General features: G+C 59.8%; 20 protein-coding genes and 1 tRNA gene. 16 read left to right on the top strand and 5 right to left on the bottom strand.

The genetic code is table 11. From position 1 onward, the window contains the following. Positions 1–86 precede the first annotated feature (86 nt). Complete coding sequence (locus AC13Q5_RS27450) at positions 87–1,061, top strand: alpha/beta fold hydrolase (RefSeq protein WP_075851639.1); 975 nt, start codon at positions 87–89, stop codon at positions 1,059–1,061. Positions 1,062–1,066: 5 nt separating this feature from the next. On the opposite strand, the gene hisN is transcribed toward AC13Q5_RS27450, so the two are convergent. Together hisN and AC13Q5_RS27460 are read right to left on the bottom strand one after the other, a co-directional pair. After that, on the bottom strand, positions 1,067–1,840 hold the full coding sequence (hisN, locus tag AC13Q5_RS27455; RefSeq protein WP_488503842.1) for a histidinol-phosphatase: 774 nt from the start codon (positions 1,838–1,840) through the stop codon (positions 1,067–1,069). A gap of 334 nt (positions 1,841–2,174) precedes the next feature. Continuing rightward, a complete protein-coding gene (locus tag AC13Q5_RS27460; RefSeq protein ID WP_488503843.1) occupies positions 2,175–2,678 on the bottom strand; it encodes a YcxB family protein in 504 nt (167 codons plus the stop codon). A gap of 136 nt (positions 2,679–2,814) precedes the next feature. Here AC13Q5_RS27460 and AC13Q5_RS27465 point away from each other — a divergent pair, with 136 nt between their 5' ends. After that, positions 2,815–2,898 (top strand): hypothetical protein, encoded by an 84-nt coding sequence (locus AC13Q5_RS27465; RefSeq protein ID WP_083961272.1) that lies wholly within the window; start codon positions 2,815–2,817, stop codon positions 2,896–2,898. On the opposite strand, the gene AC13Q5_RS27470 is transcribed toward AC13Q5_RS27465, so the two are convergent. Beyond that, the gene (locus tag AC13Q5_RS27470; protein ID WP_244557761.1) at positions 2,865–3,764 is read right to left on the bottom strand and encodes an N-formylglutamate amidohydrolase; all 900 of its coding nucleotides are present in this window, start codon (positions 3,762–3,764) and stop codon (positions 2,865–2,867) included. The genes AC13Q5_RS27465 and AC13Q5_RS27470 overlap by 34 nt on opposite strands. A gap of 272 nt (positions 3,765–4,036) precedes the next feature. Between AC13Q5_RS27470 and cpdR1 the strand changes: the two genes are divergently transcribed. Together cpdR1 and AC13Q5_RS27480 are read left to right on the top strand one after the other, a co-directional pair. Next, complete coding sequence (gene cpdR1, locus AC13Q5_RS27475) at positions 4,037–4,399, top strand: response regulator CpdR1 (protein WP_004117561.1); 363 nt, start codon at positions 4,037–4,039, stop codon at positions 4,397–4,399. Positions 4,400–4,483: 84 nt separating this feature from the next. Further along, positions 4,484–4,558, top strand: a tRNA-Val gene (locus AC13Q5_RS27480). Positions 4,559–4,696: 138 nt separating this feature from the next. On the opposite strand, the gene AC13Q5_RS27485 is transcribed toward AC13Q5_RS27480, so the two are convergent. After that, positions 4,697–5,008, bottom strand: coding sequence for a hypothetical protein (locus AC13Q5_RS27485; RefSeq protein ID WP_075851642.1), 312 nt, complete (start codon positions 5,006–5,008; stop codon positions 4,697–4,699). Between the two features lie 213 nt (positions 5,009–5,221). Here AC13Q5_RS27485 and AC13Q5_RS27490 point away from each other — a divergent pair, with 213 nt between their 5' ends. Continuing rightward, the gene (locus AC13Q5_RS27490) at positions 5,222–5,467 is read left to right on the top strand and encodes a hypothetical protein (protein ID WP_075851643.1); all 246 of its coding nucleotides are present in this window, start codon (positions 5,222–5,224) and stop codon (positions 5,465–5,467) included. Between the two features lie 171 nt (positions 5,468–5,638). Next, positions 5,639–6,109, top strand: a complete 471-nt coding sequence (locus tag AC13Q5_RS27495; RefSeq protein ID WP_075851644.1) for a hypothetical protein — start codon at positions 5,639–5,641, stop codon at positions 6,107–6,109. 33 nt (positions 6,110–6,142) lie between these two features. Here the strand turns inward: AC13Q5_RS27495 and AC13Q5_RS27500 are convergent, their stop codons facing one another. Beyond that, positions 6,143–6,394 (bottom strand): hypothetical protein, encoded by a 252-nt coding sequence (locus AC13Q5_RS27500; protein WP_075851645.1) that lies wholly within the window; start codon positions 6,392–6,394, stop codon positions 6,143–6,145. Positions 6,395–6,812: 418 nt separating this feature from the next. Here AC13Q5_RS27500 and AC13Q5_RS27505 point away from each other — a divergent pair, with 418 nt between their 5' ends. The 10 genes from AC13Q5_RS27505 to glgA all read left to right on the top strand — a co-directional run bounded on the left by AC13Q5_RS27505 (position 6,813) and on the right by glgA (position 25,550). Next, positions 6,813–7,913 (top strand): DUF475 domain-containing protein, encoded by a 1,101-nt coding sequence (locus tag AC13Q5_RS27505; protein ID WP_075851646.1) that lies wholly within the window; start codon positions 6,813–6,815, stop codon positions 7,911–7,913. Positions 7,914–8,209: 296 nt separating this feature from the next. Next, positions 8,210–9,637 carry a mannose-1-phosphate guanylyltransferase/mannose-6-phosphate isomerase gene (locus tag AC13Q5_RS27510; protein WP_075851647.1) on the top strand — a complete coding sequence of 476 codons (1,428 nt, stop codon included), beginning with the start codon at positions 8,210–8,212 and terminating at the stop codon, positions 9,635–9,637. Between the two features lie 182 nt (positions 9,638–9,819). Next, positions 9,820–13,140 (top strand): transglutaminase family protein, encoded by a 3,321-nt coding sequence (locus tag AC13Q5_RS27515; protein WP_488503844.1) that lies wholly within the window; start codon positions 9,820–9,822, stop codon positions 13,138–13,140. 13 nt (positions 13,141–13,153) lie between these two features. Next, the gene (locus AC13Q5_RS27520; RefSeq protein WP_075851649.1) at positions 13,154–15,571 is read left to right on the top strand and encodes a circularly permuted type 2 ATP-grasp protein; all 2,418 of its coding nucleotides are present in this window, start codon (positions 13,154–13,156) and stop codon (positions 15,569–15,571) included. 4 nt (positions 15,572–15,575) lie between these two features. Beyond that, positions 15,576–16,454 (top strand): transglutaminase family protein, encoded by an 879-nt coding sequence (locus AC13Q5_RS27525; protein WP_488503845.1) that lies wholly within the window; start codon positions 15,576–15,578, stop codon positions 16,452–16,454. A gap of 151 nt (positions 16,455–16,605) precedes the next feature. Next, positions 16,606–17,850 carry a vWA domain-containing protein gene (locus AC13Q5_RS27530; RefSeq protein ID WP_488503846.1) on the top strand — a complete coding sequence of 415 codons (1,245 nt, stop codon included), beginning with the start codon at positions 16,606–16,608 and terminating at the stop codon, positions 17,848–17,850. A gap of 298 nt (positions 17,851–18,148) precedes the next feature. After that, positions 18,149–20,611, top strand: coding sequence for a glycogen/starch/alpha-glucan phosphorylase (locus tag AC13Q5_RS27535; RefSeq protein WP_488503847.1), 2,463 nt, complete (start codon positions 18,149–18,151; stop codon positions 20,609–20,611). Beyond that, a complete protein-coding gene (glgB, locus tag AC13Q5_RS27540) occupies positions 20,608–22,815 on the top strand; it encodes a 1,4-alpha-glucan branching protein GlgB (RefSeq protein WP_457878911.1) in 2,208 nt (735 codons plus the stop codon). The genes AC13Q5_RS27535 and glgB overlap by 4 nt, the downstream gene beginning before the upstream one ends. Before the next feature lie 26 nt (positions 22,816–22,841). Next, positions 22,842–24,104: a glucose-1-phosphate adenylyltransferase gene (gene glgC, locus AC13Q5_RS27545; RefSeq protein ID WP_075851653.1), complete on the top strand. Its 1,263-nt coding sequence runs from the start codon at positions 22,842–22,844 to the stop codon at positions 24,102–24,104. A 3-nt stretch (positions 24,105–24,107) separates the two neighbouring features. Further along, positions 24,108–25,550, top strand: a complete 1,443-nt coding sequence (glgA, locus tag AC13Q5_RS27550) for a glycogen synthase GlgA (protein ID WP_075851654.1) — start codon at positions 24,108–24,110, stop codon at positions 25,548–25,550. The last annotated feature ends 4 nt before the right edge of the window (positions 25,551–25,554 follow it).

The raw sequence follows: 25,554 nt of genomic DNA on the forward strand, positions 1-25,554 counted from the left end.
GAGAAAAGCCATAAACCTGTTGCAATTCCATGGGGCTGCGCTATCCCCTTGAGATGAGACATCGGTCAGCGAGGCGCGACACCGTCATGGATTCGATCCTCTATTCCACAGCAGACAATCCGGTGCCGGAAAACCGCACCGAAGGGTTCTTCGAAAGCTTCGATGGACGCAAGCTGCGTTATGCCGTCTTCCGCTGCGAGCAGCCGGTCGCCAAGGGAACCGTTGTTCTGCTGCAGGGCCGCAACGAATTCATGGAAAAATATTTCGAGACAATCCGCGATCTGACGGCCAAGGGCCTTTGGGTCGCGACCTTCGATCTGCGCGGTCAAGGCGGATCGGAACGGCTGCTGAAGGATCCCTTGCGCGGCCACATCGGCCGCTTTTCTGACTATGAGCGTGACCTGAACGCCTTCCTCGACAAGATCGTCCTGCCGGATACGCGCCTGCCCTTCTTTCTCCTTGCACATTCGACCGGCGCGCTGATCGCCCTGTCCGCCGCCCCGAGGCTTGCGACCCGTATCGACCGCATGGTGCTGTCAGCGCCCTTCATCGGCCTCACCGGTCACGGCGCCTCTCCCGGCCTGATCCGCTTCATCTCCGGCACGGTCAGCAACATCGGTCTCGGCCGCATACAGTTCAGCAAGAAGTTCAAGGAGAAATCCTTCGCCGACAATCCGCTGACGACGGACGAACAGCGCTACCGGCGCAACATCGGCATCGGCATCACCTATCCGCAGCTTTGCCTGGGACCGCCGACGGCGCGCTGGCTATCGCAGGCCTTGCGGGCGATCGAGCGGGTCAACATGCCGGAACATTTGTTTTCGATTCAGATTCCGACCGTCCTGATCGCGCCGACGCGCGATGGCGTCGTGCCCTATGCCGATCAGGAGCGGCTGTCGCGCTATTTCCGCGCCGCACAGCTGGTGCCGGTTCACGGCGCCAAGCATGAAATCCTGCAGGAGCGCGATATCTATCGCAATCAGGCGCTCGCCGCGATCCACGCCTTCATCCCAGGCAGCGACGCGGAGACCAATGCCTATGAGATCGAAGCGGAGGCCTGAACGGCTTAGCGAGACAGAACAGCCAGGGCCTGCTGGTAAATCGCGCGGCTGCCGGCTGCAATGATCGTTCCGCCCATCTCGGGACGACCGCCATCCCAGGTGGTCATGATGCCGCCGGCCTGCTCGACCACGGGAATGATGCCGCCGACATCATAGGGCTTCAGCGAATTCTCGATAACAAGATCGATATGGCCCGCCGCAAGCAGCGCATAGGCATAGCAATCGCAACCGTAACGGAAGAGCCGGACCTGGCTCTCGATTTCGCGATATTTGGCAAGCTCATCGCCGACGAAGAGATGCGGCGACGTGGTGAAGAGGATCGCGTTGGAAAGAGCGCCGCAATCGCGGACCTTGAGCCGCCTCTCACCATCCGGACCGGAATAGGTGGCGCCATTGCCATCGGCGAAATAGCGCTCGCCGGTGAAGGGCTGGTCGATCAGGCCCATGGTGGCTCGGCCGTTCTTCTGCAGGCCGATCAGCGTTCCCCACACCGGAACGCCCGAAATGAAGGCGCGCGTGCCGTCGATCGGGTCGATCACCCAGACGTGCTCGCGGTCGAGCCCGACATTGCCATGTTCTTCGCCGAGAATACCATGATCGGGAAATTCGGCCTCGATCAGCGCGCGAATCGCCTCTTCGGCGGCACGATCGCCTTCCGTCACCGGATCGAAGCCCTTGGCTTCCTTGTTGACCACATCGATGCCGGCACGGAAGCGCGGCAGGGTTTCGGCCTTGGCCGCTTCAGCCAGACGATAGAAGAACGAGCGATCGGGAAGCATGGTGAATCCGGATAAGTGGCGGGATGGCGATGTCATAACGCATATAAGCCGTGAAGCAAACCGGATGATGACGCGCTGGGCGCAATGCCTGCAGATAAGGCAGGATTTCCGAATCTGCCTAAATATTTTGCACTGCAATAAAATGCTTGACATTTGTGCAATGCGGTAGCAACATCCACCTGCAGTCTTCTGACTGTAAATACCCTCCTTGGGTGTTTCCTCCCTAGACTTAGCCGCGCCACAAGCGCGGTTCTTTTTTTGCTGGGGAAATAGCGCGGCAGACGCAAAGCTGATTTCGCCCTCGGCGCGCAAGGCCGCTCGCTTCCTTCACGATCTAGGTCTTTTGCCGCACCGCAATCGGCACTTTGGATCGCAGAAAGTCGCGGCCATCGGCTGATAGCGTTCGGAGGGGTAGCGTCATGAACTGGTTTGAAGCCGTAAATATCATCCAGTAGGCCGGCCGCTCCCAAATCTCGGTGACGCCGGACCATGGAATTCTCGCCGACCCCAATTCGGATGCCACCTCAAGCCCTTCATCAAGAAACATGAAGTCCGCTCGACGGCTTGTCATCCTGCGGAATTTTCCCACTGTGTTACGATGATGCGCAACCCACATTGCGATGGTCAGGCAAGGAGGAAGAATGGCGATAACGCTGACGACACCAAACAGCCAACCCTGCTCCCCCCTCAAAGGCAGCCAAATGAGGAGAGCAATCAACACAACCTCTGCCGCCCATAATCCTTTCTGACCGACGATCCCCCGCCGCCAAACAAAAGTCCTGACAGCGTCACGCACAATTTCGTCGGTGTAGGTAACCTCAACGGCGCCCCTATGCATCAACCCTCGCTACATTTCACCTTGTCGCAAATGCTCCGCCTTCCGCGGCGACCCCAGCATCCAATGCCCGCGTCAGCGCATCGGCTGATTTGCGCGCATATAAAAATCTGCCTGTTTCTAAAGCTTAAGGTTTGAGTTGTCTTTCCCGCTCGCGTCCTTCGGCAAGCCCCGGCGCAAAAACACCCGCTATTCCGCCGCCAGCGCCGGATCGCCCGTATAGGATTCTACGTGCTCGGCCATGCGCTTCATGAAAAGCGTGATGCCGGCGGCGACCTTGTCGAAATCCGGGCGTTTTTCAAGTGTCGTCTCATCGACATAAAGCGAACGGTTGACCTCTATCTGCAGGGCATGCAGCCCGCGGGAGGGACGGCCGTAATGTTCGGTAATGAAACCACCTGCATAGGGCTTGTTGCGTACCGCGTTGAAGCCGAGTTCCTCGAGGATTTGCATGGCCGCGCGCGACAGCTCGGCCGAGGCGCTGGTGCCGTAGCGATCGCCGAGGATGAAATCGGGCCGCATGTTGCTGCCGGCGATACGGATATTGCCCGGCATGGAGTGACAATCGACCAGCACGCCGAAACCGAATTTGACATGGGTGCGCGCAATCAGCCGCCGCAGCGTGGCATGATAGGGCTTGTAGATGGTGTCGATTCGCTTCAGCGCATCTTCCACCGGCACACGCCGGGCATAGATTTCCATGTTTTCGGCAACGATTCGCGGGATCGTGCCAAGACCGCCGGCGACCCGCAGCGAATTGATGTTCGCGTAGGATGGCAACGCACCGTCGAACATGCGCGGATCGAGCTCATAGGGCTCGCGATTCACGTCGATATAGGCACGTGGAAAATTGGCAAACAGAAGCGGCGCACCGAGAGAACTTGCCGCCGAAAAAAGCTCGTCGACATAATGATCCTCAGAGCGGCGGATGGCGATGCCCTGCAGGCGGGATTGGGCGACGAAATCGGGGGGATAGATGCGACCACTATGAGGCGAGCTGTAGACAAACGGTATCGTCTGGGAGGCGGGCTCCAATACCTCGAAAATCTCGAAACTACGCATTTCCGCGGACATAAACGTCTTTACCATGTCAACAACTTGTCGCAGCAATCATGTTGCCAGTTGCATGACCGCAAGTCCATAGTAACTTGAGCAAAATGGCCTTAATCCAAAACACCGTATTCGGAATCTCGGATGTATGGTCAGCGAAAACGCAAGACGTTTTCGCTGAATGCACCTATGCTTCGAACAAATGCTCGAATGGCGCGTTTTGGCTGACCATTCACGGCTTGTTTACGGCGTCGCGGTACCCTAAACGCTGGACGAGTCCAACAAGACAAAGTTGATTAGCGATAGAGATGATGACCCAGAAGATACTTCTTGCCGAAGACGACAACGACATGCGTCGCTTTCTCGTGAAGGCACTCGAAAAAGCCGGCTACAAGGTCTTGTCCTTTGACAATGGAGCCAGCGCTTACGACCGGCTGCGCGAAGAGCCGTTCTCGCTGCTTTTGACTGACATTGTCATGCCTGAGATGGACGGCATCGAGCTGGCGCGCCGCGCCACCGAGCTCGACCCCGATCTGAAGGTGATGTTCATCACCGGCTTTGCCGCCGTCGCTTTGAACCCCGATTCGAAGGCGCCGAAGGATGCCAAGGTCCTTTCCAAGCCTTTCCACCTTCGCGAACTCGTCGACGAAGTCAACAAACTCCTTGCTGCGTAAGGCTTCTGGCGGCCTCGTCACAAAACCGAAAAAAAGCCTATTGACGGCAACCAAGGTTTTGTGATCTATGCGCCGCCATCGGATGGGCGTGTAGCTCAGCGGGAGAGCACTACGTTGACATCGTAGGGGTCACAGGTTCAATCCCTGTCACGCCCACCATCCTAATTAGCTGAAAAGCAAGGCCTTTCGAGAAATCGAAAGGCCTTTTTCATTTCCTGCCGTTTGACCATGCCCATGCTTGGCGCAGAGATTTTTGCATTGCCAGGGTGTTCGCCAAGCGGCAACGGTTGTTGACCGTCACCGATCCAGAAAATGCCGGAACACCGCCGTCGTCGGATAGGCATAGACGCCACGATCGACGAAGCCCTGGCGGTAGAGGCAATCCCGCAAGGCCAGCCAATAAAGCGTGCTGTTCGCATCCGGCGATCCGCGCCGCCAGGAATAGGCTTCGGGCTCGCAACGATTGAGCGCCCTGTCGTATCTTGCCAGCACCACCGGATCGCTGTCGGCGCGAATGCCGCCGTGGTAGGTCTGATAATTCGAAGGCGCCTCACCGGCAGAGACGCATGCCAGGCTCAAAATCGCTCCCAGCGCTAACATCATTTTCATGTGCTTCGATCTCCAACTAGCCGCGTCCCGAAAAATTCGAGCGCAGGTCGAGAATAGTAGTCTTTTGAAAGATAGCCAATCACATGCTGCTGTTCGCTGCGATTGCGAGTTGAACGAAGCCTGCGACACAAGTTCCTGCCACAAGCCGCTTGACTTCCGGCCGCGCCGTCATCCTACTGTCATATCAGCGCATCGATCATACGGGAGGACGAGATGACGGTGGTGAAGCGGCAGTTCTACAAGAACCACAAGCCCAACGGCGATGAATATATGTTTCACCTCGCCCGCGACACCGAAAGCGGCGAGGTCTACGTCATCCGCCAGGCGGATTATACCGTCGACGGCGGCAGCGAGAAGAGCATGACCCTCTATGAATTCCTGGCCGGGGGCGGCAACCGCCAGAATGCCCTGCTGCAGTTGATCGGCTCGCTCGTCCCGGAAGCGGCTCAACAACATTAGAGCGTGTGGCGCAAGAACCGTGAATGGCCTTGCGACAGCGAGACGTGAAACGCTGAAATCGCCCGGCGTGAATCCGGGCGATTTCAGCAGGCTTCGGGTTTGAGCCCCGCCTCGGGTTGACTGCCACATTTGGATCGGCGAATTTGCTTGGGCTTGAAAGGAGCCCCTCTTATGCGATTCGCAGGCATTGCTTTTGGATTGACCGCCTTGGCCGCCACCTCAGCCGGTGCGGTAGAAAATTTTCCGTCGCAAGGCGTTACCGTCGTCAGCGGAAAATGTGCCAAACTCGTGGTCGGCAAGGTCGATGCCTCCAAGGGATGCAAAGCCGAAATCGCCAGCGTGACCGGCCCTGACGGATCCGTGACCTTCATCTTCACGTCCGGCGGCAAGATGCTTGGCTTCCAGGGCAACGGCAAGGGCATCAAGGCAGGCAGCCAGAAGGGAACAGCGCAGCTGCCGATCGACGTCATCTCGACGGGTGCGGGCAACAAGATTTCCGGCAAAGTGGAGGCAAAAGGCGCCTGCACCTTCGCCAATCCCTATGCCGGCAAGCCGATCGCCATCGAATGCTCGGCGAAATCGACCGAAATGAGCTTCAACGGCAGCTTTACATCCGACGGCAAGGCACCTCGCCACAAGTAGCGGCCATTCGCGCACGCACGGCCAATATCCGAGTTAGTGCCGCGGCTGGTTCTTTGGCTTCCGGCCATGATTGGCATCGGCCGGCGCCTCGCGCGAAAGGTCTGCGCCATTGACATGAGCGGGAACATGCACATCCTCATGTGTCACGGGATGCAGGGTGAGATCCACCTGATGCGGCGGCAGGACCTGAGCTTGGCGTAGCGTATTCGGCCGCGCCTTCTTCTGCCGCTCCGTCAGTTCCGGTTTTTGCGTTTGCGACTTGCGGTGAATGGGTGTCGGGCTCATCGGAGCTTCTCCTGTCTGTCGATATTGTCGGATGATGATCCGCCTGTGGTGTCCAAGCGGCGGACGGCTCAAGATCGCCTTGAGGGCAAACGCAGCCCTTTCTGTTTGGTTCCTCCAATTCTCGCTATCAAGGACAGTTGTTACCGCCGCGATTTCAACTCTTGACCTGCATCGCAACTTGACTAACTATGGGCTATCTCCGCGCCTCCCTGACATCGGCGACGGATTGAACTTTGGTGCCGGGCCCCTCTGGCGAGAGTTTTCACGGCGCTCTCGCGATGTCGGTACCGCCTGCAGATGAGCCGGCGGACATCGTTTCCATGATCAGCTTGACCATGCCTCACCCGCATGCCGTCTTCGGTATGCGGCTATGCGCGCAATCCGGATGGATTCACACCCCCTGCGGCGAGGCGCGCCCATGAGCTCGCCCACCGCTTCAAAATCCGTGCTCGGCTATTTCGGCTGGGCTTTTGCCGTTACCATCGGCGGCCTTGCCCTCGGCGCTCTGCTCGGCTGGAACACCACCGGCACCTTCAGCGGCCTTGCCACGGCTTTCTTCATCTGTGCCGTTCTGGCCGTCCTCGAAATCTCGCTTTCCTTCGACAATGCCATCGTCAATGCCAACAAGCTGAAGGAGATGACGCCGGTCTGGCAGCATCGCTTCCTGACCTGGGGCATCATTATCGCCGTCTTCGGCATGCGGATCGTCTTTCCGCTGGCGATCGTCGCTATCGCCGCCTGGATCAACCCCTGGGAAGCGTTGAAGCTCGCCGCCACCAAGCCCGAGCAATATGCCGAGATCATGCAGGCGGCACATCTGCCGATCGCTGCCTTCGGCGGCACCTTCCTGATGATGGTGGGCCTGACCTATTTCTTCAATCACGAAAAGGACGTGCACTGGATCAGCTTCATCGAGAAGCGGATGGCGCATTTCGCCACCGTCAAGGGCGTGGAGATCGCCTTCGTGCTGATCATGGTTCTCATTTTCACCTCGGTACTCGATGGTGATGATGCCACGACCTTCCTGCACGCCTCGATCTACGGCCTCCTGACCTTCCTGCTCGTGGAGGTTCTGGCGGGCTTTCTGGATGCCTCGCAAAGGACGATGAGTGCAGCGGCAAAGGGCGGTTTCGGCGCTTTCCTCTATCTCGAAATCCTCGACGCCAGCTTCTCCTTCGACGGCGTCATCGGCGCCTTCGCCCTTACCCAGAACCTCTTCATCATCGCGATCGGCCTCGGCATCGGCGCCATGTATGTCCGTTCCATGACGATCATGCTGGTGGAAAAGGGCACGCTCGCCCACTATCGCTACCTCGAGCACGGCGCCTTCTATGCCATCCTGATCCTTTCGGTGATCATGTACGTGCAGACGCTGACGCATATCCCGGAAGTCATCACCGGCCTTGGCGGCGCGGCTCTGATCGGCATCTCGCTCTGGTCCTCCATCCGGTACAACAGGCGCAATGGCCTCAACCATGCGCCGGTGCACGATGAACAGCACGACAGGGCAGAAGCTTAATCTCCGACATGGCGATGATCATTGCCGTGGCCTCGCTGGCCTATGGCGGATCTTGAGGGGCAGAGTCGCTTCTATCGATTCTGCCTCTCTCCTTCGGAAAAGCGCGTGCGGTCGGCTTTCATCGTGATTTCCGCGCCAAGATCGCCGAATGTTTACGCTGCTGGCATATTAGCGCTAGCGTTTTGCCAAAAAATATCGCAATGGCGATGAACGTTGTCGAGGGAGCATGGCGGAAAGCGCAGCGGTTGTGCTTTTGACGATCCGCTCTCGGTTGAAGTGTCTAGGAGAGGCAGAGTATGGCAGCAAAGATCGTTCCGGTGATCATGGCAGGAGGCAAGGGTACGCGGCTGTGGCCGCTGTCGCGCGCTTCCGCCCCGAAGCAATTCATCCAGTTCATCGGCGACAGGACGCTGTTTCAGAACACTTTGGAGCGTGTAGCCGATCCGGAGCTCTACGAAGCGCCGATCGTCCTGACCAATGAGGAATTCCGCTTCCTCGTCGCAGAGCAGGCCCGCGAACTCGACCTGAAGCTCGCTGCCGTGCTACTGGAGCCGATCGCCCGCAATACCGCCGCCGCCGTCGCCGCCGCCGCCGTACTCGTTACCGAGCTCTTCGGCAAGGACGCGATCATGCATGTGCTCGGCTCCGACTACGAGATCGACGCCAATACGACCTATTACGATTGCGTTCGTCTCGCGCGCGATACCGCCCTTCAGGGCAAGCTCGTCACCTTCGGCATCAAGCCGACGGAGCCGGCGACCGGCTACGGTTATATCGAAAGCGGCAAGGCGCTTGCGACCGGCGCTCATGCGGTCAAGCGCTTCGTCGAGAAGCCTGCCTTGGACAAGGCCAAGGAGATGGTTGCCAGCGGCCATTTCTACTGGAACTCCGGCATGTTCATGTTCTCCGCCGCCCAGCTTCTCGCCGAGATGAAGGAATTTGCGCCCGACGTCGAAAAGGCTGCCAGCAAGGCCGTCTCCAAATCGACGCGCGATCTGGATTTCACCCGCCTCGACGCCGACAATTTCTCCAAGAGCCCGGACATTTCCATCGACTACGCGCTGATGGAAAAGACGGCCAATGCCGCCGTCGTCCCCTCGCCCTTCACCTGGTCCGATCTCGGCAGCTGGGATGCGGTCTGGAAGGTCGGCAGCCGTGACGAAAGCGGCAACGTGTCGGCCGGCGCCACGACGCTGGTCAACACCAAGAATTCGCTCGTCATGTCGCACAGCCTTCATGTCGCCGTGCAGGGCCTTGAGGACGTCGCCGTCATCGCCAGCGAAGATGCGGTCTATGTCGGCCATCTCAAGGACAGCCAGGAAGTCGGCAAGCTCGTCAAGCTGCTGGCGAGCGAGAAGAAGACGGCCAAACTCACCGAAACGCATCCGACTTCTTACCGCCCCTGGGGCGGCTATACCTCCGTGCTGAACGGCGAGCGCTTCCAGGTGAAGCGCATCTTCGTGCTGCCGGGCAAGAAGCTGTCGCTGCAGAAGCATCACCATCGCTCCGAGCACTGGATCGTCGTCAAGGGCACGGCGGAAGTCACTGTCGGCGAAAACGTGCAGATGCTGCGCGAAAACGAGTCGGTCTATATCCCGCTCGGCGAAGTGCATCGCCTATCGAACCCTGGCAAGATCCTGCTGGAGCTGATCGAAGTGCAGACCGGCTCCTATCTCGGCGAAGACGACATCATCCGCCTCGTGGACGAATTCGGCAGAAGCTGATTGCAAGCAACCAGATCAAGATTTCAGAACGGCGGGCGAAAGCTCGCCGTTTTTGTTTCGGCGTTACACTGCAGGACTTTCGAAGCGCTGGGAGACACCTTGCTTTCTTTCGCTGCATTGCACACACTACCCCAAGGGAACAGCAATCACCGCACAACGATGCGGATTAGGCGAAGAGACATATGGCGATCAAGGCGAGCATCTATCATCTCACCCATTATAAATACGACAATCCGGTCCGCCTCGGCCCCCAGATCATCCGCCTGAAACCCGCCTCGCATTCCAAGACCCGCGTGCTCAGCCACGCGCTCAAGGTTACGCCGTCGAACCATTTCGTGAACCTCCAGCAGGACCCCTACGGCAATTATCTCGCCCGCTTCGTCTTTCCCGATCCGGTGACCGAGCTGAAGATCGAGGTCGATCTGGTCGCCGACATGACGGTCTACAATCCCTTCGACTTCTTCGTCGAAGAGGAAGCCACCAAATGGCCCTTCGATTATCCCGAGACCATCCGCGAGGATCTATCGATCTATATGAAGCCGGAGGAGCCAGGCCCCAAGCTGAAAACCTTCCTCGCGACGCTCGACCGTTCCGAACAAAAGACCGTTGACATGATCGTCGGCCTCAATGCTCGCTTGCAGCAGGAGATCGGCTACGTCATCCGCATGGAAGCCGGCGTACAGGCGCCTGAAGAGACGCTGGAAAAAGCCAAGGGTTCCTGCCGTGACACGAGTTGGCTGCTCGTTCAGATACTGCGCCATCTCGGCCTTGCTGCCCGTTTCGTCTCCGGCTACCTCATTCAGCTCACGCCTGACCTGAAGGCGCTCGACGGCCCCTCCGGCACCGAGGTCGATTTCACCGATCTGCATGCCTGGGCGGAAGTCTATCTTCCCGGCGCCGGCTGGGTCGGCCTCGACCCGACTTCGGGCCTGCTCACCGGCGAAAGCCACATCCCGCTCGCGGCCACGCCGCACTACCGCAATGCCGCACCGATCTCCGGCGGTTATTTTGGCGAGGCCAAGACCGAATTCGATTTCGACATGAAGGTCGCCCGCGTCGCCGAGCATCCGCGCATCACCAAGCCCTTCTCCGACGAAAGCTGGGATGCCTTGAACGCGCTCGGCGAAAAGGTCGACGCGATCCTCAAGCAAGACGACGTGCGCCTGACCATGGGCGGCGAGCCGACGTTCGTGTCGATCGACGACTTCCAATCCGACGAATGGAATACGGCTGCCGTCGGTCCGACCAAGCGCGAAAAGGCCGATACGCTGATCCGCCTTCTGCGCGAACGCTTCGCGCCGAACGGCTTCCTGCATTACGGCCAGGGCAAATGGTATCCCGGCGAAAGCCTGCCGCGCTGGACCTTCTCGCTCTATTGGCGGCGCGACGGCCGACCGATCTGGTCAAACCCTGATCTGATCGCCGATGAGGGCCGCAATTATAGCGTCACCGAAGACGATGCCGGCCGCCTGTTGACGGCGATCGCCGGCGAACTCGACATCGACCCTGACTACGTGTCCCCCGCCTTCGAAGATCCGGCCGAATGGCTGGTGAAGGAAGCAAATCTACCCGACAATGTCGACCCTTCGAACTCGAAGCTGAAGGACCCGGAGGAGCGCTCGCGCATGGCCCGCGTTTTCGAGCGCGGCTTGACGCGCCCGACGGGCTATATCCTTCCAATCCAGGCATGGAATGCACGCGCCAGCGGCCGCCGCTGGACGAGCGAGAAGTGGCGCACGCGCCGCGGCCGCATCTTCCTGACGCCCGGCGACAGCCCGGTCGGCTATCGCCTGCCGCTGAATTCGCTCGGCTGGATACCGGCATCGCAATATCCCTACATCAACCCGATGGACCCGACGATCCCGCGCGAAGCGCTGCCGGATTACAACGAGGACAAGGGCCGGCCGCTGCAGGCTGCCCATTTCCAGCCCTTCACCGGCCAGCAGCCGATCATGCCGCAATCCCTCGATGATATCGGCGGCTATGTGCGCACGGCCATCAGCGTCGAACCGCGAGACGGACGCCTGTGTATCTTCATGCCGCCGACGGTCAACGTCGAGGAATACCTCGATCTCGTCGCCTCGGCCGAACGTGCCGCGGCCGCGCTGAACCTGCCTGTGCACATCGAAGGCTATCCGCCGCCGCAGGACGAGCGCATCAATGTCATCCGCGTCGCCCCCGACCCCGGCGTGATCGAGGTGAACATCCATCCTGCATCAAGCTGGAAGGAAGCCGTCGATATCACCACGGCGGTTTATGACGAGGCGCGTGCCAGCCGGCTGGGCACCGACAAGTTCATGATCGACGGCCGCCACACCGGCACCGGCGGCGGCAACCATGTCGTCGTCGGCGGCCGCAGCACCATGGACAGCCCGTTCCTGCGCCGTCCCGACCTGTTGAAGAGCCTGGTGCTGCACTGGCAGCGCCATCCCTCGCTCTCCTACCTGTTCTCCGGCATGTTTATCGGTCCCACAAGCCAGGCGCCGCGCATCGACGAGGCCCGCCACGACAGCCTCTATGAACTCGAAATCGCGTTGGCCCAGGTGCCGGCGCCGGGCCGCGGGCTGCAACCGCTTCCGTGGCTGGTGGACCGGCTCTTCCGCAATCTTCTGACCGATGTTACCGGCAACACCCACCGCTCGGAAATCTGCATCGACAAGCTGTTCTCGCCTGACGGACCGACGGGGCGCCTCGGCCTCGTCGAATTCCGCGGCTTCGAAATGCCGCCGAATGCTCGCATGAGTCTTGCCCAGCAATTGCTGGTGCGCGCGCTCATCGCCCGCTTCTGGCGCAATCCGATCGATGGCCGATTCGTGCGCTGGGGCACGACGCTGCATGATCGCTTCATGCTGCCGCATTACATCTGGCAGGATTTCCTCGACGTACTCTCGGATCTCCGCGAAAACGGTTTCGACCTGCGGCCGGAATGGTTCCAGGCGCAGCTCGAATTCCGCTTCCCCTTCTGCGGCGAAGTCGAGTATGAGGGCAGCAAGCTGGAGCTGCGCCAAGCGCTGGAGCCGTGGCATGTCATGGGCGAAGAAGGTGCGATCGGCGGCACCGTCCGTTATGTCGATTCGTCGGTCGAGCGCCTGCAGGTTCGCTTCGAAACATCAAATCCCTCCCGCTATATGGTAACCTGCAACGGCCGCCCTGTGCCGCTGACGCCAACGGGAATGGCGGGCGTCTCGGTTGCCGGCGTGCGCTACAAGGCATGGCATCCGGCCTCGGGCCTGCACCCGGTTCTGCCGATCGATACGCCGCTGACCTTCGATATCTATGATACATGGTCGCAGCGCTCGATCGGCGGCTGCATCTACCACGTTGCCCATCCGGGCGGCCGGAACTACGACACATTCCCCGTTAATGGCAACGAGGCGGAAGCGCGACGTCTTGCGCGTTTCGAGCCTTGGGGGCATACAGCGGGTGGCTATGCCGTAAGACCGGAGACCGCATCGGTGGAATTCCCGCTGACGCTCGATCTCAGGCGACCGGCAGGAATTTGAGACGGAACCATGCATGGGTAGAAAACCGGCGACGGAACGACGGGATGAGGTAAAGACCGGCACTGCCAAGGCGCCGGCCTTTGCCTATCGTCCCTTGCCCGGTGTCGCCGACGAAATGGTCGACAATACCGGCGCTGTCCGCCCAGTCTGGCAAAACTTCCTCTCCGCGCTGACGCGCATGACGGAAGAGGAATTGACCGAGCGCTTCGCCCGCGCCGACCGCTATCTGCGCGACGCCGGCGTTTTCTATCGGGCTTATGGAACGACAGGTGTCAGCGAACGTGGCTGGCCCATTTCGCATATTCCCGTGCTCATCGACGAACGCGAATGGCAGGCCCTTTCCGAAGGCCTGCAGCAGCGCGCCGATCTATTGGAATCGATCATCGCCGACATCTATGGCGACAGCCGGCTGGTCAGCGAGGGATTGCTGCCGCCTGCCTTGATTGCGGCCAATCCGGAATTCCTGCGCCCGCTGGTCGGCGTCAATCCGGCAAGCGGCCATTACCTGCATTTCCTGGCGTTCGAAGTCGGCCGCGGACCCGATGGCAACTGGTGGGTGCTCGCCGATCGCGCACAGGCACCGTCCGGCGCCGGCTTTGCACTGGAAACCCGCGTCGCCACTACCCGCGCCTTCTCTGATATCTACGCCGAAACCAAGGTCCATCGCCTCGCCTCCTTCTTCGGTGCTTTTCGCGATGCCCTGCTGGGTGGCAAGCGAAGCGGCGAAGGGCGCGTCGCCGTCCTGACGCCCGGCCCTGCCAACGAAACCTATTACGAACACGCCTATATCGCCCGCTACCTCGGCTTCATGCTGCTGGAAGGCGAGGACATCACCGTCGTCAACGATCAGCTGATGGTGCGCACCGTTGCCGGCTTGCGGCCGATCAGCGTGCTCTGGCGCCGCCTCGATGCCGCCTACGCCGATCCGCTGGAACTCAACCAGCATTCCCATATCGGCACGCCCGGCATGGTCGAGGCTTTGCGGGCGCAAACGGTGACGATCGTCAACGCGCTCGGCTCTGGCATTCTCGAGACGCGCGCCTTGCTCGCCTTCATGCCGACCATCTGTCGGCACTTGCGCGGCGAGGAATTGAAGCTGCCGTCGATCGCGACGTGGTGGTGCGGCCAGAAGAGCGAGCGGGAACATGTCGCCGCCAATATCGAGAAGATGGTCATCGGGCCGGCCTATTCCCGCATGCCCTTTTTCGACGACAACGGCCAATCCGTGCTGGGTTCGACCTTGCGCAGCACCGCCCGGGACTCGATTGCGGATTGGCTCGCGACCGAAGGGCAGAAGCTCGTCGGCCAGGAGGTCGTCACGCTGTCAACGACGCCGGCCTGGGTCAACGGCAAGCTCACACCGCGTCCCATGAGCCTGCGCGTCTTCGCTGCCCGCACCGACAATGGCTGGCAGATCATGCCGGGCGGTTTCGCCCGCATCGGCAGCGGTGACGATGTCGCGGCCATTGCCATGCAGGCCGGCGGCTCGGCGGCCGACGTGTGGATCGTCTCGGACAAGCCCGTCGAAGCCCATACGCTGCTGCCGGCCGAAGAGACCTTCACCCGCAACATGCCGGGCAGCCTGCCGAGCCGAGCCGCCGACAATCTCTTCTGGCTTGGCCGCTATATCGAGCGTGCGGAAGGCGCCTTGCGCATCCTGCGCGCCTGGCATGGGCGTTTTGCCGAAGCGGCCGATCCGAACCAGCCGCTGCTTGCCGATGTCAGTGCTTATCTTGCCGCCATCGACATCGACACCAAGCAGGCGGTGCCGGAAACCCTGCTGCGCAACATCGATAGCGCCGTCTATTCGGCAAGCAACATTCGCGACCGCTTCTCGCCTGACGGCTGGCTTGCCCTGAACGACCTCGCAAAGACGGCACGCCGCTTCAAGGAAGGCGTCAAGCACGGCGATGACGCCAGCCACGCCATGACGATCCTGCTGCGCAAGCTCGCAGGCTTTGCCGGTCTCGTGCATGAAAACATGTACCGCTTCACCGGCTGGCGTTTCCTGTCGCTCGGCCGCTATATCGAGCGCGGCCTCCACATGACGCGGCTGCTCGGCCACATGTCCGGCCCCGATGCGCCCGATGGCGCTCTCGACATGCTGCTTGAGATCGGCGACAGCGTCATGACCCATCGCCGCCGCTACAACGTCAATACAGCACGCCTGACGGTAACGGACCTGCTGGCGCTCGATCCCCTCAACCCGCGCTCGATCCTCTTCCAGATGAACGAGATCCACCGCGAGGTGGAGCAGCTGCCGAACGCTTTCGTCAACGGCCAGATGTCGCCCTTCTACCGCGAGGCCATGCGGCTGCATTCGGGACTGGCCGTCATGACGCCGGAAACCATGACTGTCGAAGTCTACCAGCAGCTGGCGCGCGAACTGGAGCGGCTTTCCGACCTGCTGGCACGCACCTATCTCGGATGACGTGATGCTCTACGACCTCTCGCTTCACATGGGCTATATCTACGACGTGCCGGCGAGCGGCGCGCGGCATATCCTGCGCGTCATGCCGCTCTCCCTGCCCAATCGGCAGAGACTGATCGCCGGCTCGGTGAAGATAACCCCGGGGCCGGATGAACAATCGAACTTCACGGATTTTTTCCAGCATCCGGCAACCTCGATCCTGGTGCGCGATCCGCATGAAAGGCTCGACATCCGCATGCAGGCGCGTGTTCAGGTGGAAAGCCAGCCCGTCGGGGCCGACTTTTCCCCCCTTCTCGCCAAATTGCCTGAGGAGATCGACGATTGCTGGTCGATCGATCCCTCCTCGCCCCATCATTTTCTCGGCAGCAGCCCGCGTCTGCCCGAAACAGGCGAGATTGCGGATTACAGCAAGCAGTGGAAGGCCACCAATCTCACGACCCTGCAGATCGCCCATGCGGTCTGCGCGCAAATCCACAAGGATTTCACCTACGATCCCAAGGCGACGACTGTCGACACCACGCCCAAGGAGGCGTTTCGTCTCAAGCGCGGCGTCTGCCAGGATTTCTCGCATGTGATGATCATCACGCTGCGCAGTCTCGGCATCCCCGCCGGCTATGTCAGCGGCTTTCTGCGTACCATCCCCCCGCCCGGCAAGGAGAGACTGGAAGGCGCAGACGCCATGCATGCATGGGTGCGCGTCTGGTGCGGCGAGACGGCAGGGTGGATTGAGCTCGATCCGACGAACAATATTCCCGCCGGAACGGATCACATCGTCGTTGCCTATGGCCGCGATTATTCGGACGTTGCCCCCGTTATCGGTGTACTGAAGAGTTACGGCAACCAGAAAGCCGTTCAGGCAGTAGATGTCATTCCACTAAAATAGAATATACTTAAAGTAGTAAAAATCTGAAGCAAATCGCGTCAGACTAGGCAATTTGTTAAAAATCGACCGGCCGCTTAAACCTTCAACTAATATTTGTATTTGATAGTCCCGCCGTTCTTGAGAATCCAACTCTTTCCAATAGGCGGACATGATGATTGCCGGCTCCAATTTACTTTGTGTATTAAAACAACTTTTACGCGATAGAGCCGGAAACTTTGGCATCCTGACCGCGATTTCGGTCCCGGTGCTGGCCGTAGCGGGCGGCGTGGCGGTCGATGTCACGAACATGTCGCTGACACGCAGCCAGCTGCAGGAATCGACGGATGCAGCTGCGCTCGCTACGGCAACAGCGCTTGCGGACGGTAGCGCGACCACAACGACCGCCAAGGATCTCGCCAACAATTTTGTGCTCGGCCAGATGTCGAATTATCTCGCCGGCGATGCGGATGCTACGAATTCACTGAAAGCAGGCACCAGCACGACGGTGACAAAAACAACCGATTCCTCCGGGAATGCAGGTTACACGGTCGTCGTGAATTCATCCTATTCGATGCCGGTGAACAGCATGACCCGCCTGACCGGGCAGAGTTCCCTGAACATTTCTACGTCCAGCACGTCAATCAGCGGAAAGACTTCTGAAACCCAGAAGAATGCCTTGTCGATGTATTTCGTTCTGGACCGCTCCGGATCGATGGACGAAGCCACGGACACGGTTAACGCCCAACAGCCTACCACGACGTACACTTATAGCTGCATAAAAACAAATAAGAATGGCAAGCAGGAGTGGGGTACTTGCACCGGCACCTCGACCAACTATTACACTAAAATGGAATCGCTGAAGATTGCGACATCCAATCTGGCCGCACAACTAAACAGCGCCGATCCAAACATGATGTACGTCCGCACCGGCGCCGACTCCTATAATAATGTCGCTCAGACGCCTACAGCTCTGGCCTGGGGTACGAACGGCATCACGACCTACGTCAACAACCTGACCTCAAGCGGCTCCACGAATTCTGCCCCCGCTTTTACAGCCGCTGTCGACGCATTGACAAAATTGTCTACGACGTCGGGGCTGACGTATGAACAGCTCCAGCACAAGGACAAGAGCGGCGTTACAAACCCGACCATGTACATCGTGTTCATGACCGATGGTGACAACAACGTGTCAAACGCCGATACAAAGACCAAGGAACAATGCGACAAGGCGCGCAAAAACGGCATTCACGTGTACACGATTGCCTTCATGGCGCCTCAAAACGGTCAGGCGTTGCTGCAGTACTGCGCAACTTCTTCCTCTGACTATTTCACCCCGCAGAGCGCCGCGGATCTCTTCAAGGCATTTACGACAATCGCCACCGAAACATCCAAGCAGATGACGCTCCTGACGAAGTGACCTCGCTTGGGTTGCGCACCAAGCAACCATAAATAGTCATCGAAATAAAAAGCCGCGCGATGCGAGTATCGCGCGGCTTTTCGTTTGATCGATGCGCGAATAAGAGCCCGAAACATCATCGGAATCAAGTCTTTTCCCGTCGAGGCGGAACCTTTGGCGGCATTTTTCGCATCCGCCCAACTCGCTTGTTGCAACTGCTTTACATCAGTGCGTAAACTGATAGTGAAACGGAAAGGCAAATCGATTTAATTCGGCGTAACGCGCTGAATATAAATCACAAATGGCGAGAGTTGATAGTATGAATAACTTGACGAAGGCCGATCTCCCCGTTCCAGCCCCGCGCAGTTCCCGCCCCGAAATCCTTGCCGAAGAAATCATCGAGCGCCTGACATACCGCATCGGCAAGGATGCGAAGGTCGCCAAGCCGCACGACTGGCTGACGGCAACGATCCTTGTCATCCGCGACCGCGTCATCGACAAATGGATTGAATCGACCCGAAAAGCCTATCAGACGGGCGCCAAGCGCGTTTACTATCTGTCTCTCGAATTCCTGATCGGCCGCCTGATGCGCGACGCCATCTCCAATCTCGGCCTGATGGAGGAGATCACCAACGCTCTCGCTTCGCTGGGCGTCGACATCCGTGTCATCGCCGGCCTCGAGCCCGACGCAGCGCTCGGCAATGGCGGCCTCGGCCGCCTCGCGGCCTGCTTTATGGAATCCATGGCAACCGTCGATGTGCCGGCCTATGGCTACGGCATTCGCTACGTCCACGGCCTGTTCCGCCAGCAGATGGCCGATGGCTGGCAGGTGGAGCTGCCCGAAACCTGGCTGGCCCACGGCAACCCTTGGGAATTCGAACGCCAGGAAAGCTCCTATGAAATCGGCTTCGGCGGCGGCGTCGAAACCATCAGCAGCCACGACGATCAGCCGCGTTACGTCTGGAAGCCGGCGGAGCGCGTCATCGCCACTGCATTCGATACGCCCGTCGTCGGCTGGCGTGGCGCGCGCGTCAACACGCTGCGTCTCTGGTCGGCGCAGCCGATCGACCCGATCCTGCTCGATGCCTTCAACGCCGGCGACCACATCGGCGCGCTGCGCGAAAGCAACAAGGCCGAAAGCCTGACCCGCGTTCTCTATCCCGCCGATGCGACACCGGCCGGCCAGGAGCTGCGCCTGCGCCAGGAGTTCTTCTTCTCGTCGGCCTCGCTGCAGGACATTCTGCGCCGCCACCTGCAGCAATATGACGATCTGACCAATCTCGCCGACAAGGTCGCGATCCAACTGAACGACACGCATCCGGCCGTCTCCGTCACCGAAATGATGCGCCTGCTGGTCGATGTCCACGGCTTCGATTTCGACAAAGCCTGGGATATCACCAGAAACACCTTCGGCTACACCAACCATACGCTGCTGCCGGAAGCGCTGGAAAGCTGGCCGGTGCCGCTGTTCGAGCGACTGCTGCCGCGCCATATGCAGATCATCTATGCGATCAATGCCAAGATTCTCGTCGAAGCGCGCAAGCTGCGCAATTTCAGCGATACCGAAATCCGTTCGATCTCGCTCATCGACGAGAACGGCGATCGCCGTGTGCGCATGGGCAATCTTGCCTTTGTCGGCTCGCATTCGATCAACGGCGTTTCCGCGCTTCATACCGACCTGATGAAGGTCACGGTCTTCGCCGACCTGCACAAGCTCTATCCGGACCGCATCAACAACAAGACCAACGGCATTACGCCGCGGCGCTGGCTGATGCAGTGCAATCCCGGCCTGACGAACCTCGTGCGCGAAACCATCGGCGATGCCTTCCTCGACGACGCCGAGCAGCTGAAGCCGCTGGATCAGTTCGCCCGCGACAGCGCCTTCCAGAAGAAGTTCGCCGCCGTCAAGCGCGCCAACAAGGTGCAGCTCTCCAACCTCGTCGCCAGCCGCATGGGCATCAAGCTCGATCCGAACGCGATGTTCGACATCCAGATCAAGCGCATCCACGAATATAAACGCCAGCTGCTCAACGTCATCGAAACCGTAGCGCTTTACGACCAGATTCGCTCTCATCCGGAGCTCGACTGGCAGCCACGCGTCAAGCTGTTCGCCGGCAAGGCGGCGCCGAGCTATCATAACGCCAAGCTCATCATCAAGCTGATCAACGATGTCGCGCGCGTCATCAACAACGATCCCTCTGTACGTGGCCTGCTGAAGGTCGTCTTCGTGCCGAACTACAACGTTTCGCTGGCCGAAGTCATGGTACCGGCCGCCGATCTTTCCGAACAGATTTCGACCGCCGGCATGGAAGCCTCCGGCACCGGCAACATGAAGTTCGGCCTCAACGGCGCGCTGACCATCGGCACGCTTGATGGCGCCAATGTCGAAATGCGAGATAATGTCGGCGAGGACAATATCGTCATCTTCGGATTGCGGGCCGATGAGGTCGCCAACCTGCGCAGCGACGGTCACAATCCTCGCGCCATCATCGAGCGTTCGCGCGAATTGGCTCAAGCACTTTCGGCCATCGCCTCCGGTGTATTCTCTCCCGACGACCGCAACCGCTACGCCGGCCTGATCGACGGCATCTACAGCCACGACTGGTTTATGGTTGCCGCCGATTTCGATGCCTACGCCTCGGCACAGCGCGAAGTCGATATTCTCTGGGCCAACCCGTCGGAATGGTACGCGAAGACGATCAACAATACCGCCCGTATGGGCTGGTTCTCCTCCGACCGGACAATCCGTCAATACGCCAAGGAAATCTGGAGAGCCGGATGAAAAAGCCGAAAAAGCCCGCTGACAGCACAAGCTTGAGCGATATTTCGGCAGAGGATATTGCTGCAATTCTCGCAGGCACCCATTCCGATCCATTCGCCGTTCTCGGCGTGCACAAGACGGACGAAGGCTATGTAGCCCGCTGTTTCATCCTTGGTGCTGAAGCCGTCACCGCCACGGCGCTCGACGGCTCCGTCATCGGCGAGCTCGAATGCCTCGATCCGGCAGGCTTCTTTTCCGGCGACGTCAAACTCGCCAAGCAGCAGCCGGTCCGCTATCGCGCCCGGCGCGGCGATGCTGAATGGGCGGTAACCGATCCCTACAGCTTCGGTCCGGTTCTTGGACCAATGGACGATTACTTCGCTCGTCAGGGTACGCATCTGCGCCTGTTCGACAAGATGGGCGCCCACCCCATGAAGCACGAGGGCGTCCAGGGCTTTCATTTCGCCGTCTGGGCACCGAATGCACAGCGCGTTTCGGTTGTCGGCGATTTCAACAATTGGGATGGCCGCCGGCACGTCATGCGCTTCCGCTCCGACAGCGGCATCTGGGAGATCTTCGCCCCGGATGTGCCGGCCGGGGTTGCCTATAAGTTTGAGATCCGTGGCCAGGACGGCGTATTGCTGCCGCTGAAGGCCGATCCCTTTGCCCGACGCAGCGAGCTGCGCCCGAAGACGGCTTCGGTCACCGCCAACGAACTGCTTCAGATCTGGGACGATTCCGCGCACCGCGAACATTGGGCAAGCGTCGATCAGCGCCGCCAGCCGATCTCTATTTACGAGGTGCACGCCGCCTCCTGGCAGCGCCGCGACGACGGCTCGATGCTGTCCTGGGACGAACTCGCCTCGCGCCTCATCCCCTATTGCGTCGACATGGGCTTCACCCATATCGAATTCCTGCCGATCACCGAACACCCCTATGATCCGTCCTGGGGCTATCAGACGACCGGCCTTTATGCACCAACCGCCCGCTTCGGCGAGCCGGAAGGCTTCGCCCGCTTCGTCAACGGCTGCCACAAGGTCGGCATCGGCGTCATTCTCGATTGGGTGCCGGCACATTTTCCGACGGACGAACATGGCCTGCGCTGGTTCGATGGCACTGCCCTTTACGAACATGAAGACCCGCGCAAGGGCTTTCATCCCGACTGGAATACGGCGATCTACAATTTCGGCCGCACCGAAGTGCTCGCCTATCTGCTGAACAATGCACTCTATTGGGCAGAAAAATACCACCTGGACGGTTTGCGCGTCGATGCCGTCGCCTCAATGCTCTACCTCGACTATTCGCGCAAGCACGGCGAGTGGATCCCGAACGAATATGGCGGCAACGAAAACCTCGAGGCTGTTCGCTTCCTGCAGTCGATGAACACTCGGCTTTACGGCGCGCATCCGGGCGTCATGACCATCGCCGAGGAATCGACCTCCTGGCCGAAAGTATCGCAGCCGGTCCATGAGGGCGGGCTTGGCTTCGGCTTCAAGTGGAACATGGGCTTCATGCACGACACGCTGAGCTATCTCGCCCGCGAGCCAGTGCACCGCAAATATCACCACAACGAGCTGACTTTCGGCCTGATCTACGCCTTCTCGGAAAACTTCGTCCTGCCGCTCTCGCACGATGAAGTCGTCCACGGCAAGGGGTCGCTCATCGCCAAGATGGCCGGCGACGATTGGCAGAAATTCGCCAACCTACGTGCCTACTATGCCTTCATGTGGGGTTATCCCGGCAAGAAGCTGCTCTTCATGGGCCAGGAATTCGCGCAATGGAGCGAGTGGAGCGAAGAGCGCGCGCTGGACTGGAACCTGCTGCAATATCGCATGCACGAAGGCATGCGCCGCCTCGTTCGTGATCTCAATTTCACCTATCGCAGCAAGCCGGCACTTCATGCCCGCGATTGCGAGGGCGACGGCTTCGAATGGCTTGTGGTCGATGATTTCGAAAACTCGGTCTTTGCATGGCTGCGCAAGGCGCCGGGCGAAAAGCCGGTTGCCGTCATTACCAATTTCACGCCAGTCTATCGTGAGAATTACACCTTGCGCTTGCCAGCTGAGGGGCGGTGGCGCGAGATATTGAATACCGATGCCGACATTTATGGCGGCAGCGGCAAGGGGAATGGCGGGCGTGTCCAGGCCGTGAATGCAGGCGGAGGCGTACAAGCGATCATAACGCTGCCTCCACTGGCGACGATCATGCTCGAACCGGAATTTTGAGACCATTACGGACAGGGAGGAATAAAATGGTAGAAAAACGTTTCCAGCCGCTGGCACGCGATGCCATGGCCTACGTTCTTGCCGGGGGGCGCGGCAGCCGCCTGAAAGAACTGACCGACCGCCGTGCCAAGCCAGCCGTGTACTTCGGCGGCAAGACCCGGATCATCGATTTCGCGCTGTCCAACGCACTCAACTCCGGTATCCGCCGCATCGGCGTCGCGACGCAGTACAAGGCGCACTCGCTGATCCGCCACATGCAACGCGGCTGGAACTTCTTCCGCCCGGAGCGAAACGAGAGCTTCGATATCCTGCCGGCCTCGCAGCGCGTCTCGGAAACGCAATGGTACGAAGGCACGGCCGATGCCGTCTACCAGAACATCGACATCATCGAGCCCTATGGCCCGGAATACATGGTCATCCTCGCAGGCGACCACATCTACAAGATGGACTATGAATGGATGCTGCAGCAGCACGTCGATTCCGGCGCACAGGTGACGATCGGCTGCCTCGAAGTGCCGCGCATGGAAGCGGTCGGATTCGGCGTCATGCATGTCAACGAGAAGGACGAGATCATCGATTTCGTCGAAAAGCCGGCCGATCCGCCCGGCATTCCGGGCAATCCGGACTTTGCGCTTGCCTCCATGGGCATCTATGTCTTCCACACCAAATTCCTGATCGAATGCCTGAAGCGCGATGCGGCCGATCCGAATTCCAGCCGCGACTTCGGCAAGGACATCATTCCCTATATCGTCAAGAACGGTAAGGCGGTTGCCCATCGCTTCACGCAGTCCTGCGTTCGCTCGGATTTCGAGCGCGAAGCCTATTGGCGCGATGTCGGCACGATCGATGCCTATTGGCAGGCCAACATCGACCTGACCGCCGTGGTGCCGGAACTCGACATCTACGACAAGTCCTGGCCGATCTGGACCTATGCGGAAATCAGCCCGCCGGCCAAGTTCGTCCATGACGACGAGGACCGCCGCGGTTCTGCAGTCTCCTCCGTCGTCGCCGGCGATTGCATCATTTCCGGCGCGAGCCTCTACAACAGCCTGCTCTTTACCGGTGTTCGCGCCAATTCCTACTCCAAGCTGGAGGGTGCCGTCGTGCTGCCGAGCGTCAAGATCGGCCGCCGGGCACAGCTCAAGAATGTCGTCATCGACCATGGCGTCACCATTCCCGAGGGTCTGGTGGTCGGTGAAGATCCGGACCTGGATGCCAAACGCTGGCGCCGCACGGAGAGCGGCATCTGCCTGATCACCCAATCGATGATCGACAAACTGGATCTGTAACTTATGAAGGTTCTCTCGGTTTCGTCCGAAGTCTTCCCCCTGATCAAGACAGGGGGCCTGGCCGATGTCGCCGGCGCCCTGCCTATCGCATTACAGCCCTATGGGGTCGAAACCAAGACTCTGATCCCGGGCTATCCCGCCGTCATGAAAGCCATCCGCGATCCGGTTGCCCGTCTGGAGCTTCCGGATCTCCTCGGCGAGCCGGCGACCGTTCTCGAGGTTGAGCACGCGGGCATTGCCTTCCTGGTGCTCGATGCCCCCGCTTATTACAGCCGCACCGGCGGCCCCTATGTCGATGCGACCGGCAAGGACTATCCCGACAACTGGCGGCGTTTCGCCGCGCTGTCCCTGGCCGGCGCCGAGATTGCCGCAGGCCTCATGCCCGGCTGGCGGCCGGATCTCGTGCATGCGCATGACTGGCAATCGGCGATGGTGCCGGTCTACATGCGCTACTATCCGACGCCGGAACTGCCGAGCGTTCTGACCATTCACAACATCGCATTCCAGGGCCAGTTCGGCGCCGATATCTTCCCCGGCCTGCGTCTGCCGGCGCATGCCTTCTCCATGGAAGGCATCGAATATTACGGCGATGTCGGCTTCCTGAAAGGCGGGCTGCAGACGGCGCATGCCCTGACCACCGTCAGTCCCTCCTATGCCGAGGAAATCCTGACGCCGGAATTCGGCATGGGTCTCGAAGGCGTCATCGCCAGCAAAGCCTACAATCTCTACGGCATCGTCAACGGCATCGACGATGACATCTGGAATCCTGCGACCGATCCGATGATCGCCCAGACCTACAATGCAACGACGCTGAAGGATCGTGCCTTGAACCGCCAGCGCGTCATCGAGCATTTCGGCCTCGACGATGATGATGGTCCGATCTTCTGCGTCGTCAGCCGGCTCACCTGGCAGAAGGGCATGGACCTTCTGGCAAGCGTCGCCACCGAGATCGTCCACATGGGCGGCAAGCTCGCCATTCTGGGGGCTGGCGATCCGGCGCTGGAAGGCGCACTGTTTGCCGCGGCTGGCCGTCATCGCGGCCGCGTCGGCGTTTCAGCCGGCTATAACGAACCCATGTCGCATCTGATGCAGGCCGGCTGTGACGCAATTATCATCCCCTCGCGCTTCGAACCCTGTGGCCTGACGCAGCTTTATGGCTTACGTTACGGCTGCCTGCCGATCGTTGCGCGAACGGGTGGGCTGAACGATACGATTATCGACGCCAACCATGCCGCGCTGCAGGCAAAAGTCGCAACCGGCATTCAATTTTCGCCCGTCACCGCGGAAGGGCTGTTACAAGCCGTGCGCCGTGCCATGCATCTTTTCCAGGATCGAAAGGTCTGGACGCAGATGCAAAAGCAGGGCATGAAATCCGACGTATCCTGGGGCAGGAGCGCAGAACGCTATGTCGCTCTCTACTCCAGTCTAGTCTCGAGAGGCGCTTAACCCG

The sequence above is a fragment of the Martinezella sp. CNPSo 3964 genome, from assembly GCF_057784375.1.